Annotated in this window: 12 protein-coding genes; 4 read left to right on the top strand and 8 right to left on the bottom strand. The window is 49.5% G+C overall.

The features are described from left to right. Position 1 precedes the first annotated feature (1 nt). Positions 2-1030 (bottom strand): efflux RND transporter periplasmic adaptor subunit, encoded by a 1029-nt coding sequence (locus IEY09_RS09640; protein ID WP_188870857.1) that lies wholly within the window; start codon positions 1028-1030, stop codon positions 2-4. Next, on the bottom strand, positions 1027-2229 hold the full coding sequence (locus IEY09_RS09635) for a metal transporter (RefSeq protein WP_188870856.1): 1203 nt from the start codon (positions 2227-2229) through the stop codon (positions 1027-1029). The genes IEY09_RS09640 and IEY09_RS09635 overlap by 4 nt, the downstream gene beginning before the upstream one ends. A gap of 144 nt (positions 2230-2373) precedes the next feature. On the opposite strand from IEY09_RS09635, the gene IEY09_RS09630 reads away from it, so the two are divergent. Further along, a complete protein-coding gene (locus tag IEY09_RS09630; RefSeq protein WP_037428372.1) occupies positions 2374-2919 on the top strand; it encodes a helix-turn-helix transcriptional regulator in 546 nt (181 codons plus the stop codon). A gap of 112 nt (positions 2920-3031) precedes the next feature. Then, positions 3032-3178, top strand: a complete 147-nt coding sequence (locus IEY09_RS09625; protein WP_086024028.1) for a hypothetical protein — start codon at positions 3032-3034, stop codon at positions 3176-3178. 49 nt (positions 3179-3227) lie between these two features. Here IEY09_RS09625 and IEY09_RS09620 read toward each other — a convergent pair whose 3' ends face one another. Both IEY09_RS09620 and IEY09_RS09615 read right to left on the bottom strand, forming a co-directional pair. Then, entirely contained in the window at positions 3228-4178 is a 951-nt protein-coding gene (locus IEY09_RS09620) for a YeiH family protein (RefSeq protein ID WP_188870855.1), read from the bottom strand. Between the two features lie 244 nt (positions 4179-4422). After that, positions 4423-4986, bottom strand: coding sequence for an aldolase/citrate lyase/malate synthase family protein (locus IEY09_RS09615; RefSeq protein ID WP_037423939.1), 564 nt, complete (start codon positions 4984-4986; stop codon positions 4423-4425). Between the two features lie 183 nt (positions 4987-5169). On the opposite strand from IEY09_RS09615, the gene IEY09_RS09610 reads away from it, so the two are divergent. Together IEY09_RS09610 and IEY09_RS09605 are read left to right on the top strand one after the other, a co-directional pair. After that, positions 5170-6714, top strand: a complete 1545-nt coding sequence (locus tag IEY09_RS09610) for a DUF3612 domain-containing protein (protein ID WP_047535537.1) — start codon at positions 5170-5172, stop codon at positions 6712-6714. Positions 6715-7064: 350 nt separating this feature from the next. Further along, entirely contained in the window at positions 7065-7490 is a 426-nt protein-coding gene (locus tag IEY09_RS09605) for an SH3 domain-containing protein (RefSeq protein ID WP_188870854.1), read from the top strand. Positions 7491-7592: 102 nt separating this feature from the next. Here the strand turns inward: IEY09_RS09605 and IEY09_RS09600 are convergent, their stop codons facing one another. Genes IEY09_RS09600 through IEY09_RS09585 form a run of 4 tightly spaced genes read right to left on the bottom strand, consistent with a single transcriptional unit; the run spans position 7593 to position 11644 of the window. Continuing rightward, entirely contained in the window at positions 7593-8840 is a 1248-nt protein-coding gene (locus IEY09_RS09600) for a glutamate-5-semialdehyde dehydrogenase (RefSeq protein ID WP_188870853.1), read from the bottom strand. A gap of 11 nt (positions 8841-8851) precedes the next feature. Next, positions 8852-9958, bottom strand: coding sequence for a glutamate 5-kinase (gene proB, locus IEY09_RS09595; protein ID WP_089068828.1), 1107 nt, complete (start codon positions 9956-9958; stop codon positions 8852-8854). Positions 9959-9967: 9 nt separating this feature from the next. Then, the gene (gene putP / locus IEY09_RS09590; RefSeq protein WP_188870852.1) at positions 9968-11464 is read right to left on the bottom strand and encodes a sodium/proline symporter PutP; all 1497 of its coding nucleotides are present in this window, start codon (positions 11462-11464) and stop codon (positions 9968-9970) included. A gap of 3 nt (positions 11465-11467) precedes the next feature. Next, positions 11468-11644: a hypothetical protein gene (locus IEY09_RS09585; protein ID WP_023266152.1), complete on the bottom strand. Its 177-nt coding sequence runs from the start codon at positions 11642-11644 to the stop codon at positions 11468-11470. Positions 11645-11788 lie beyond the last annotated feature (144 nt).

Genomic DNA, 11788 nt, shown 5'->3' with positions numbered 1-11788 from the left:
CTTATTCGCCTCCTAAACCGAGCATGATGCCTTTCACCGCGGCAACCGACTGGGATAGAACTTGCAGCTGACTCAAGTCTTGATCGCTGGCGACAATATATTGCTCCGGGGTTGAGCCTAAGATATCGACCGTTAGCGCATTGAGCTGGTTATCGGACAGAGTGAACACTTGGCTGTCTTGCTCCCAACTAAACACACTATTTTTGGGGAGCAAATACACGGCTTTTTGATACTCGGGAACCACAGTCATTTGCTGACCTAACAATAGGTTACATTCCTGTGGCACCGCCGATGACCAAGCCGTGACAAAGGCGCCTTCGGCAATCGCCGACAGTGACTCAACCGCGATATGGCATTGATTAATATTGATGGCCGACAGGGAGTGGGACTGGCCCGTCGGTACATTGACTTTGACGCGGATGCTGTTATTGGGCACCAGTGAAAATAGCTGATCCCCCGCCATATAAGGGCCGCTGATGGCATTGAGTTTAACGATACCGTCAACGGGCGCGGCGACCACTAAGGAGTCAGTTGCCGCATCCGTGCTGTGGACGCGCTCCATAAAGTGCTGCATATGCTCGTATTCGAGGTGAGTCGTGAAATAGTCCTGACTGATCTCACGCCATTTTTCGGCGCTTATGCTGCCATTGGCGAGCAAAGGTTTGTTGCGCTCATAACGACTCTTGGCGAGTTGATACAGGGTAGCCGCGGCCTCGACTTGGGCGAGGTAGTGGAACACTTCTGGCCCTGTGAGTTTAACTATCGCTTGGCCTTTACTGACGCGCTGGCCTTGGCCGACGAGAAAGTGCACCTGCTGGATATTCTCGGGCGTGCTGATCCAGTAATCATTGCCGGGGAGGATTTCAACCTGCGCCGGCAGTGGGCTGCCCTCATAACTGGCGACTCTTTGGGGTTGGGTGTAACTGAGGTCGAGATTGCCTAAGGCGCTAATGGCTAAGCTTTCGGCCTGCGCCGAACCTACAACACTCGCGGATAAACAGAGAAGGCATGCGCCGTACTTGGCCATCATAATGAAATTCCTAAGGCTTGGAGTTGTTGAGAATGCAGTTGTTGCAAGCTGACGCGGTTGAGCGCCAAGCGGGATTCGGTGTCGAGCGCCTCCATATAGCGGCGCAGCCAGACTTCATAACTCACCTGATCTTGATCTTTTACCTTGGCGAGTTCCTCGGTAATGGTGCGACTGAGGGCGAGCGCTTGGGTGAGTAGGCGCTGTTGCTCGACGAGGTTAGTTTGCTGGCGGACTAATTGATCCCACTGGTTTTTAAGCTCAAGGGCGCTGCGGTCAAGATTGAGACTTTGCTCGGTATTCGCTTGTTGCCATTGGGATAAATCGCTCTGGGACAGCGCCGAGCCCAAGGTTAAGGGCACTGACACGGCTATGCCTAACTGCTGATCATCCACGCCAGCATCCGCGGTATTTTTTGCAGTGAGTGAGACGGTCCAAGGATCGCGCTCACCCGCTTGCTGAGTTTGGATCAGCAGCAGGTGTTGCTGTTGTTGCAGCTTTAGCAATTGCCATAGGGGATGTTGGGCTAAGGTATCGGCGCCCTTGCCAAGCGGGCGGTCAGTTTCTTCTATCGCGCTCGGCATTCGGTCTTGACCCGTCAGCTGTTGATACAGGGCTAAAGATTGGGCTTGTTGCTGCAGAATGTCGGCGCGGCTTAAGGCGATATCGACACTTTCCCGCTCCAGTAGCAGAGTGTTGGCCAGTGGCAGTTCCCCCGCATCGGTCAGTTGTTTTTGCTGGCGATGGAGTTTATCGAGCAACTGCTGTTTGCGCTCAAGCTGCGACAGTTTGACTTCGCTCTGGCGGTATTCCCACAAGCTCTGCCTCAATAATCCCGAGAGATACAAGCCTTGCAGCGCTGTTTGTTGTTGATGAATTTGCTCGGCGAGTTGTTTTATTTGCTTATCGCTGCTGTGTAGCGCGGGCGATTTAAATGGCAAATTGACTGAGAGTTCCTGCTCGTAGCTGTTACTATTATCCAAACTCCCGAGGTGACTTAAGCTAATGCTCGGCAGGCCAGTGAGCCAGGTCGAGCTGGATAAATTTGCCGCTTGGGTATTCGACGAAGTGAGATGAGTCAACCTAGCTTGGCTGCTCGAAAGGGCTTGGGAAAGTTCGGCTTCCGCCGCAAGACACAGGAAACTACAGCCGACTAAGCTGGTCAACAGACATAACTTGATACAAGACGAACTGACAGACATGAGATGATTCTGTGGTATTAAACAATGCTGTCAGTGTAGGGATTGACGGGTGAAAGTCGTCGGGGACCTGTATCATAAATCCGCCTATGGTACATATGTCCCATAAAGTAATTGATTGATTTTACTTTTATTTAGGAGTTTTAGATGAAGGATATTGTCATTATTGGTCTGCTGGCACTCATCATGTGCTTTAAGCTTTTTGACATTAGTTCCGACATTCAATTAGGCATTCCGCAATGGCACTTAGTGCAGGAAGCCATACTCTTAGTGCTCACCGCCGTCGGTGCCATCTATCTAAGTTACGATTTAATGCGCCGCTCGCGCGAGGTTAAAGCCTTAGCAAAACGCCTCGAGTACGCCGATAAGAAAATCGACAATATGTCGACCCAAATGCGCTCCGCCAGACAGGAATACAGCCAAGCCGTATCAAACCAGTTTGATACTTGGGGTTTTACCAAGAGCGAGCAGCAAGTCGCGTTTTTATTGCTTAAGGGGCTGAGTTTTAAAGAAATTGCCGAAGTGAGGCAGACAAAAGAGAAAACCGTTCGCCAACAGGCGTCGACCATTTATGGCAAGGCCGACGTAGATGGTCGCCACACCTTTTGTGCTTGGTTTATGGAGGATTTTATTCAAGAACATAACCAAGAACTGGCGGCAAACGAGTCCGATAGCGCCCATAAAGCCGCTTAAGCTAAACTCTCAGGCTTAGTTTTTATAGCTATTTGTTATTGAAAATCGATATTGGCTGGCTTTTTAGTTCTAAACAATAATGAGCATCCCCTAAGTTTGCAGGAAGATGCAATTGAAAAACTGGCTGATTATCGTGTTTTCCCTGATTGCCTTGGTTGCATCCACGCAAACCACAGGGTTACTCCGCTCGCTGATTGAGTTTTCCGCCTTTTTAGGCGTACTGGGGTTGGCTTGGCGGATTAAACCCAACGCTGAATAGAGCTTCCCGCGTTAGCGCGTCAATCAGAGTCGTTAGACTCAAATCCAATCTATTGAAAATACAGAATATAACCTAAAGACGTTACCCCAATTGCCGTCCACAGGATCACGCCCAGCAGCAAAGGCTTAGGGCCGCTTGCCCGCATTTTTTGCACCGTAATCCCCGCACCAATCAAGAACAGACACAGAACCAAGGTACGTTTCGACACCATAAACAGCCTGTCGTAGAGCGGCTGAAACTGCGGTAACCAATGGGCGATTGCGATGGCTAAACAGTAAAATCCGATAAAATACGGTAGGTTAAGCTTACGTTTATCGCCGCCAAAGATCAGCGCACTGACAAGGGCGATAGGGATAATCCACAGTGCGCGCGCCAGTTTAATGGTTGTGGCGGTTTTAAGTGCTTCATCACCGTAGGCAGAGGCCGCGCCGACGACTGAAGAAGTGTCATGAATCGCGATGGCACTCCACACGCCAAAATCGTATTGGCTCATATTGAGCAAATGCCCGAGGGCGGGGAATAAAAACAAAGCCACCGAGTTGAGTACAAATACACAGGCTAATGCGGTAGCGGTTTGGTCTGGTTTGGCATTAATGGCGGGCGATACGGCAGCAATCGCGCTACCGCCACAAATAGCGGTGCCTGAGGCGATTAAGTGCCCTGTGATCGGGTCAAACTTTAAAGCGCGAGTTACCATAAAGCCCAAGATCAGCGTAAAAATAATCGAGCCAACAATCAGCCCGAGATTGTGGCTGCTGGCCTCAATCGCGGCGTTGAAGTTAATGCCAAAGCCTAAGCCGATAATCGAATAGGACAGTAATTTTTTGGTGAGGGCGGCGATATTCCAGTCGTTTGGCACCCAACCTAGGCTGGCCAAGGTAAAACCGAGCACAAGTGCCATGGGGGATGAGATAAAAGGCGCAAGACACAGTAGCGCAGCGCAGATAAACATAAGGCGATGAGGTTGCTTAAGTTGCGAGACTATCGATGAAAAATTCATAACGCCTTAGGTTTGCGACTGAGTGTTTGGTTCTAACTACTGGAGCGCGGTTTTATATGGCAACGAGGTTAGAACTGAGACGCTGATAAAAGCGGGTATTATAGCGATGGAATTAATCTTCAATAAAATCAATTTAATTTATTTTGAGAGTCAGTTTTACTGACTATTGGGCCGATGGAATGATCATAAAGGAAAGCTGAGGAGATTCACCTATGGTTTCATCTCCTCCAACTGTAGGATTAAATTAAAGATTAACGATGCTTTGCAGGCTGTAATCACCACCGTCTTTAGCGGTAAACAACTTGTCTTGAATATCGTTGGCGCTTGGCATTCCCGCATGTAACAGGCTTAACCAGTGGCGAGATGTGGCGTTGCGAGTGTCCTTTGGCTCAGTTGCTTGTGCCATTGGGGTTTCGATTTGCACATCTTCCAAATTCGCTAAATCCCGCGCGCCTATCATGCCAGTGCGGTCGAAACATAACTCTACATGGCAGCCTTGGTCCTGTAACACTATGGCGCTTGGTGCATCTTTAGTGCCGTTGAAGGCAACAAACTGCTTGGTTTGGCGTAATCCGCTGTGGCTGCCGTCGGCAAAAAATGCCAGCAGGTGTTGGTAATAAACCACATAGCTGATCACATCTTGGTGCGAACCCGCATCCAGCGGGAAATGACGGTCGAGGAATTGCTTCGCTTGGGCAAGTTTTTCATGTTCGGCCACGTTCACTTGGGCGACGGCAAGCACTTCTTCTGCGATGAAGCTGTTAAGATTCGATTGGATCTGGTTGCTCTTGATAATTGACATATTCATCGCTAGTTCCTCTACACTTTCCAATTTAAAAATTAGGGCCTTGATTTCACTTTAGCTTGTCCAACAGCGTTAATCGTTAAGCAGTGCTAGGTGGATAACCCTTCCTCGATTGCTTAATTTGTAGTCTAGTCTTTTTTTGACTACAATTTCACAATAAAAATTTTACAATGTGAATTTTACAAAATGCGCAATGACCAGAGCTTGATGAGAAAATCACACTTCCTTGGGACAAAAATACGTAACCTACGGAAACGTAACAATTTAACCATGGAAGATTTATCGGCACGTTGCATCCGCGTCGATGCGGGTAGTGCGCCCTCTGTGTCATATTTGTCGATGATCGAACGCGGAAAACGCGTACCGAGTGCCGAAATGTTGGCCGTGATTGCCACGGTTTTTCAAAAGGACGTTGACTGGTTTTTAGACGATGTGCCCGAGGAAAGTGCCATCACGCCGGACAAAGGCCGCCGTGGTGGGATTAGCGGCATGGCGCTCGAACCCAGCTTTTTGTTTTCAAATGATATTTTGCAAATAGCGATTCCTGAAATGCTATCCCAGACTGGGATCTCAGGTCGGCAATTCGCCCATTTATTAATCCGCGCCCATCAGGAGCACCATCAAAACCATTTCCCCGATCTTGAACGTGCCGCCGAAGAGGTTGGGTTAAAACGTATGCCCTTATCCCTCGAGGAGATGCTGGATATTGCCAAGGGCGTAGGCTTAAAAATCAAATGGATAGATAGTACTCCCCAGGAAGTGATCGACGAGCGTGGCGTAAGCTCCCATCAGTTAGTGACCTCTTTCTTCGAGCCGCCCAGCACAATTTACATCAATAAAGTCCTTAAAAATCGCCCCAGTCGGCTGAAGTACGATCTCGCCGCCCATATCGGTCATTGCGTATTGCACAACAAAGATGGGCTTAAGAGTGTAATGATTTCTGGCCGTAAATTGGAGATGGATGAAGAAGTGACCATGCAGTCTAATACCCTGAACGCGCAGGATATTTTGCATGCGTGGCGCGACTTCGAATCCAGCTTCTTTGCCGGAGCCTTGTTATGCCCTAAGGTGCCGTATCGACAATTACTCGACCGTCACGGTTACGAAATTGAGGTGCATAAACAGCTGCAAGTGTCGGCCTCGGTCGCCATGCGGCGCATGACTGTGGTATCGCCTTATCCCCATTGGCATTATTTTGATGCCTATGCGCCGGGCAAACTCAAAGCCGTTTACCGTGGTAATGGCATTCCCCTGCCTTGGGGCAATATGCGGCTGGTGGAAGACCCTTGCCAGCACTGGGCGGTGTTTAGAATGATCAGCGAGCCTTCAGTTGGAACATCGGCGCAAATTTCGATTTTAAATGTGGGCAATGAACCACGGATTTACTGCTGCGAGTCGATTAAGGTCGAAGACTCGGCGGGCAACCCCCATGTGCTCTGTGCCGGTATCGATTTGAATCCGGCCATTGAAGCCCAAGGCAAAGATGCACTCTCTATCGCCCATGATTTAAAAGCCGCCTGTGTTTCTGGCGGCGGCTCAGTCGCGATTCCCAAGCATATTAAAAGCGATCTCGTCAGCGTGGCTAAGATATTGAATATAAACTGGATTGAACGCGGTATTAAAAATGATGCCCGGCTTATCTGCTCCCGCGGCGCCGTCTGCCCACGGCAACCCAGCTGTTATCAAGCGGGGAAATATCAGTGTGATGGGGCTGAGCAAATCACTATTTGATTTACGTTGAGTTTTGCGGCCTTACGGCCGAGGTGAATCAAGGTCGTGGGTTTTCAACCCACACCCGACCAAGAGGGGATCAACAGCAATTCCCTCTTGGATCTCCCTTGCCGCCCCCAACGGAGTTGAAAGTTCCTTGTGCTCATTGGCAAATTTGCTATCGCTTCCGAAGGATGCGTCCCTGCACCTGCGAAAGCTAGTCGGTCATCCATGACCGAACTCACGCAATTTGCCTATTCGCCCTGCGGCAACTCCGAGGGGATTCGTATCCTGCGGTATCGGGCGGTAAATCTATGCTTAAAGCAATCTAGCGGTAATTATTTTGAGGCAAGAAATTAAAGGAGTTAAATGTGAATAGGTTATGGATATTACTGTTAGTTTTTGTTCTGGGGCATCCAATATCCATTGCCAACGCCAAAAATTGCAAAAAGGGTCAACCGTGTGGCAACTCTTGCATTTCTTGGAACAAAACTTGTCGTATCGGATCGGCAAATACAAGTGCTAGCACTCGCACCGTGGTGTCACAAGAGAAAAGCCATTTGCAATCGCCAAACGCGGACATTGCGAGCTATCCTGTTCTGGAGAATGGACAGCTATATGAAGTGACTATTGATAAGCTCAATATCCGCAACAAACCTAAGAAAAATGGGGAGTTACTGGGTGTACTCTCAAAAGGTGAGCGCATTAGTGTGCTGGCTGCAAGCGGTGATTGGAAGGCCTTTCTATATCAAGACAAACTCGCTTGGGTATTTTCGAAACATTTGAAAGCCGTATAAGAAGTATGAAGCTCTATTTCAATGATGAGCACTTAAACAAAGCCCCAAGGGAGAATACCTTGGGGCTTTATTATTTAGTTAATCACATCGTCTAAATAATCGCTAAGCTCTAATCTGTCCAGTGCCTGAAACCAGGTATTTTTCAGTGGTTAGGGCTTCGAGTCCCATGGGGCCGTAGGCATGTAGCTTAGTGGTGGCGATGCCGATTTCGGCGCCGAGGCCGAGTTCACTGCCATCGGAAAAACGTGATGAGGCATTCACCATAACGACCGAGGCATCCACTGCGCGTTGAAAGCGGGCGGCGGTGAGTTCATTGTCGGTGCAAATCACCTCGGTATGGTGGCTGCCAAACTTAGCAATATGTTGGGTGGCGACCTCAAAACTATCGACTTGGCGAATGGCGATTTCTAAGTCCAAATATTCTTGGCCAAAATCCTCTTCTGCCATATAAGTGCAAGCGTCGAAATACGCGGCGGCCGGAGGGCATGCATTGATTTTTACTTGATGCTCGGCCAGTGCTTTGGCGACGCGGGGCAAGAATCGCGGCGCGATATCCTTATGCACTAACAAGCCCTCGAGGGCGTTGCACACTCCTGTGCGTTGGGTTTTGCCATTGAGCAGCAAATCCAAGGCGATATCTTGATTGGCGTCTTTATCCACATATAAATGGCACACGCCTTTAAAGTGCTGAATAACCGGAATGCTACTGTTTTCAGTGACGTAATTAATCAGTCCTTCGCCACCGCGAGGGATGATCACATCGATAAATTCCCGCTGCTGCATCAGTTCGAGCATTAGGGCGCGGTCAGGATCGGGGATTACGCTGATAAGTGCTTTAGGCAAACCATAGGCGGTCAGTACCGCCTGTAAAATGCTGGCGATCACTTGGCTGGTGTGGAGTGCTTCCTTACCGCCACGCAGGATCACCGCATTGCCGGATTTAAAGCACAATGCGCCAGCATCGGCGGTGACATTTGGGCGCGCCTCATAAATCATACACACCACGCCGAGTGGCACACGCATCTTACTGATAGATAAGCCGTTAGGTCGTTTACCAATAAAACGCTCGCGCCCAACGGGATCGGGCAGCGCGGCGATGGTTTCGATTCCTTGCGCCATCGCCTCGATATGATGCTGGTTCAGCGTGAGGCGATCGACCATTGCAGGGCTTAAGTTATCCTGAGTCGCTCGGTGCACGTCAATCAGGTTCGCGCTTTGGATTTCATAGGTTTTTTCCCTTAATGAGCGCGCCATATCCAGTAATACGGTGTTTTTTAACGACTCATCGAGTTGGGCGAGTGTGCGGGCCGCATGGGCGGCATCGGCAGATATTTGTTTAATTAGGCTCATAGTTTCTCCACTCAAATGGATTTAAGAATGGCGATATTCTTATCGGAAATGATGGGGCCGGTTTTTTGCTGGAATTCACTGGCAAACGCCTGATCATCCTGCTCGGTAATAAAACTCAGTAGACAACTGCTGTAGTTGGATTTGGCTTTCGCCAACTTAGTGCCATCGCCTTTACGCACCAGAATGGTGTCGCCCACTGAGAAATCCCCTTTGACTTCAACCACATCATCGCTGGTTAATTGCTCGCTGTGCTGATCGAGCGCGAGGTCAAAATCATCCTCGACGATCACTTCGCCCTGCGCTTGCGAGGTGTGGGTCATCCAATGCAAATGCTCCTGCATCGGTTTTTCGTAGGGGGTAAAGAGGGTGCCCGGGTTTTGCCCCTTTAGCAGCTGGCTAAAGGAATCGGCATTAAAGCCATTAATAATAAAGGTCTCAATGCCGTGGGAGATGGCTTTCTCGGCGGCTTGGATCTTAGTGCGCATGCCTCCGGTGCCAACATCGCTGCTGGCGCCTCCCGCCATCGCATAGATATCTGCATTGATTTCAGTGACTTGCTTTATCAACTTAGCATTGGGATGTTCGTGGGGATTTTGATCATAGAGTCCATCCACATCCGAGCAAATTACTAAAGTGTCGGCATCGGCCGCAGCCGCCACCATGGCCGAGAGATTATCGTTATCGCCAACCTTAAGTTTGTCGGCGGTCACGGCATCATTTTCATTAATGATCGGCATTAAACCGTGTTCGAGCAGGCTAAAAATCGTGTCTCGAATACTGATATAACGCTCGCGATTACGTAAATCGCCATGGGTCAGCAGCAGTTGGGCGGTGGGAAAATCAAATAGCTTATTCCAGGTCGCCATCATATCCGCCTGACCCGCAGCCGCCATGGCCTTTTTCACCGTGACACTCGGCTGAGCTTGGCCCTCAAAATGATGCCACCCAGCGGCAACCGAGCCCGACGAAACCAATACCACTTGGATACCTTGGACGCGGCAGTAAGTAATAAACTGCGCGATACCCAAGAGATAATGACTACTGCAACCTTGCTTGTGGGGCGCGATTAAGGCGCTCCCCACTTTGACGACGATACGTTTACGGGGAGAGTCTGTCATAACGCCTCCTTAGCTTTCCTCGGCCAGTACACGACCAGCCTGATGGAATTGCTTAGTGGTTTTAGGACAAGGATCGGTATCGAATTTGCTCACCAGATAAATCACTGTGCTGCTGACAACAAAGCCTGGGATCATCTCATACACTAAGCTACTCAATGCCTTACCATCGGCAAGCACGGGGGCATAAATCCAAAAGAGTACCGTGAGCGCGCCCGAAATAATCCCCGCAATCGCCGCTTTATGGGTGAGGTTAGCCTTATACAAACTAAACAGCACCAGCGGACCAAAGGCGGCACCAAAGCCTGCCCACGCATTACTCACAAGGGAGAGGATGCTGTTAGAGCGATCAAGCGCCAGCAGCGTTGCGACAATGGCAACACCTGCGACCCCGTAACGACCCATTTTTACCATCTCTTGCTCGCTCGCTTGTTTCTTCGACAGGGTGCGATAAATATCTTCGGTCAGCGAACTCGACGAGACTAATAGCTGTGATGAGATCGTGCTCATAATGGCCGCGAGAATCGCTGCCAGCAGGAAGCCGCTGATTAAGGGATGGAACAGCAACTCTGAAAACACGATAAAGATGGTTTCAGGATCCGAAAGCTTCATGCCAAATTTATTGGCGTAGGCGATACCGACTAAGCCAGTTGCTAAGGCGCCGATAATGGTCACTGTCATCCAACTGATGCCGATGCGTCGTGCGGTTTTAATGTCGGCGACCGAGCGGATCGCCATAAAACGCACAATAATATGCGGCTGGCCGAAATATCCGAGTCCCCACGACAGGCTGGAGATTAAGCCAAGCAGGGTCACATTTTGCATCGCGTCGGTAAAATGCGGGATCGACTGATAGGCAAAGTTCATCATGCGGTCGGCACTGGTAAATTCTTGATATGCCACGAAAGGCACTAACACCAAGGCGACAAACATAATGCAGCCTTGCACAAAGTCGGTGAGGCTAACGGCTAAGAATCCCCCCAGCAGAGTGTACGACACCACGACGGCTAAGGTGACGACTAGGCCAATATCGTAGTTCAGCCCAAAGGCGGATTCGAACAACTTGCCGCCCGCGACTAATCCCGCCGAGGTATAGAGGGTGAAAAAGATCACTATGATGGCGGCGGCAATAATGCGAATGCTGTTATCGGCCTGACCAAAGCGTTTAGCGAAGAACTCAGGAATCGTCAGCGCGTTATCGGCGACCTCGGTGTAGACCCGTAATTTAGGGGCAACAACCAGATAATTGATTAGAGCACCAATTAATAATCCGAGGGCGATATACAGGGTTTCAAACCCCACTAGGAACATGGCGCCGGGCAGGCCCATCAGCATCCAGCCACTCATATCCGAGGCGCCGGCCGAGAGAGCCGTGACGTGCGGACTCACTTGGCGGCCACCCAAAATGTAACCAGAGACATCATCGGTCGACTTACGATAGGCGAATAAACCAATAGCGAGCATGGCAATAAAGTAAATTGCCAATGAAACGTAAGAGAGGGAATTCATCGATTATTTTCCTCCTAACGCTTTGTTATTTTGAATGAAGCTCGGTTTCAAAATGACAAAGAGATAGGTACTTAGAATGGCGAACAGGCAGAAATATTGTAGTGTTCCATGCAGGCGTTCCCGGGTGGAACGGATGATCTGTGAGATGGGGTTTTCATCTGCAGCATGCTTAGCTGACATAATGCCTCCTAGATGTATTTAGGGTGAATAATAGTTAGTGCTATAACTATAATAAGATCTTTATTAGCAAAATATCAAGTTTAAATGCCCAGTTTGCATACTTTCGGTTGGCGTAAAGCAAGGGAAATTGATTTGAATACTGAT

Source organism: Shewanella xiamenensis, assembly GCF_014647135.1.
In the GTDB taxonomy this organism is placed as follows: domain Bacteria; phylum Pseudomonadota; class Gammaproteobacteria; order Enterobacterales; family Shewanellaceae; genus Shewanella; species Shewanella xiamenensis.
The sequence above is the reverse complement of the archived record's forward strand: the minus strand, read 5'-3'. Positions and strand labels throughout refer to the sequence as shown.

Bases quoted from the DNA above. Each gene is read 5' to 3' on its own strand.
- IEY09_RS09640 (WP_188870857.1), bottom strand. From the start codon at position 1,030: ATGATGGCCAAGTACGGCGCATGCCTTCTCTGTTTATCCGCGAGTGTT.
- IEY09_RS09635 (WP_188870856.1), bottom strand. From the start codon at position 2,229: ATGTCTGTCAGTTCGTCTTGTATCAAGTTATGTCTGTTGACCAGCTTA.
- IEY09_RS09630 (WP_037428372.1), top strand. From the start codon at position 2,374: ATGAAGGATATTGTCATTATTGGTCTGCTGGCACTCATCATGTGCTTT.
- IEY09_RS09620 (WP_188870855.1), bottom strand. From the start codon at position 4,178: ATGAATTTTTCATCGATAGTCTCGCAACTTAAGCAACCTCATCGCCTT.
- IEY09_RS09615 (WP_037423939.1), bottom strand. From the start codon at position 4,986: ATGAATATGTCAATTATCAAGAGCAACCAGATCCAATCGAATCTTAAC.
- IEY09_RS09610 (WP_047535537.1), top strand. From the start codon at position 5,170: ATGCGCAATGACCAGAGCTTGATGAGAAAATCACACTTCCTTGGGACA.
- IEY09_RS09600 (WP_188870853.1), bottom strand. From the start codon at position 8,840: ATGAGCCTAATTAAACAAATATCTGCCGATGCCGCCCATGCGGCCCGC.
- proB (WP_089068828.1), bottom strand. From the start codon at position 9,958: ATGACAGACTCTCCCCGTAAACGTATCGTCGTCAAAGTGGGGAGCGCC.
- putP (WP_188870852.1), bottom strand. From the start codon at position 11,464: ATGAATTCCCTCTCTTACGTTTCATTGGCAATTTACTTTATTGCCATG.
- IEY09_RS09585 (WP_023266152.1), bottom strand. From the start codon at position 11,644: ATGTCAGCTAAGCATGCTGCAGATGAAAACCCCATCTCACAGATCATC.